The 1,105-nt window shown below is 58.0% G+C and carries 1 protein-coding gene; it reads right to left on the reverse strand.

What is annotated here, in order from left to right:
* Positions 1-215 precede the first annotated feature (215 nt).
* Positions 216-1,105: 2-methylaconitate cis-trans isomerase PrpF (gene prpF / locus A3730_RS26730; protein WP_063539320.1), on the reverse strand; the 890-nt coding region annotated here is incomplete at its 5' end.

The raw sequence follows: 1,105 nt of genomic DNA on the forward strand, positions 1-1,105 counted from the left end.
GTAGACGCCTCCCTGGATCGGTTGGCTTTCAGGGTCTCCCCCGGGATGGCAGAGGGTCAAGCATTGCCGGGGGTTAATTGAGCGGCTTTTACAGTTGCAGATCGGGTTCACCCAAGGGCACAGAAAGGCAAAGCCGTAACCCGACAATGAATTTGTCGGATTACGCCTTCAGGCTAATCTGACCTACAGTGGCTACCCGTTTCAGCTGGCGTTACCTAGAAGCAGTCTCCGGGGATGCGGACATTGCCTTCCATCAACACACGGGCGCTACGGCTCATGCTGGCTTTGGTGGCCGTCCACTGCCCATCGATCTGTTTGGCCCCCGCGCCAACCCGCAGCGTGCCCGACGGATGACCAAAGGTAACGCTGTCGCGTTCGCCACCGCCAGCCGCCAGATTGACCAGGGTGCCGGGCACTGCCGAGGCACTGGCGATGGCAACCGCAGCGGTGCCCATCATGGCGTGGTGCAGCTTGCCCATGGACAGCGCACGCACCAACAGGTCCACATCTTCTTCACCAATTTGCTTGCCGCTGGAGGCGGCGTAGCTCTTGGGCCTGGAGACGAAGGCAATCTTCGGGGTGTGCTGTCGCGCCTGGGCTTCTTCAATGTTGTCGATCAGTCCCATGTGCTTAGCACCGTAGGCACGGATCGTTTCAAACCTCTGCAGCGCTTCCTTGTTTTCGTTGATGTCACCCTGCAGCTCGGTACCGGTGTAACCGATATCTTCTGCATTGACGAAAACGGTAGGAATACCGGCATTGATCATGGTGGCCGGGAAAGTACCAACGCCCGGAACCTCCAGCTCATCAACCACATTGCCGGTGGGGAACATGGCGCCCTCCCCGTCTGCCGGGTCCATGAAGTCCACTTTTACTTCGGCGGCCGGAAAGGTTACGCCGTCCAGTTCAAAATCGCCGGTTTCCTGAACTTCACCATTGGTAATGGGAACGTGGGCAATGATGGTTTTCTGGATATTGACCTGCCAGATGCGCACAATCGCAATGCCGTTATCAGGGATTCGGTCAGCAGACACCAGGCCGTTATTGATGGCAAAAGCCCCCACTGCTGCTGTCAGGTTGCCACAGTTGCCGCTCCAGTCCACGA

It is taken from the genome of Alcanivorax sp. HI0044 (assembly GCF_001634945.1).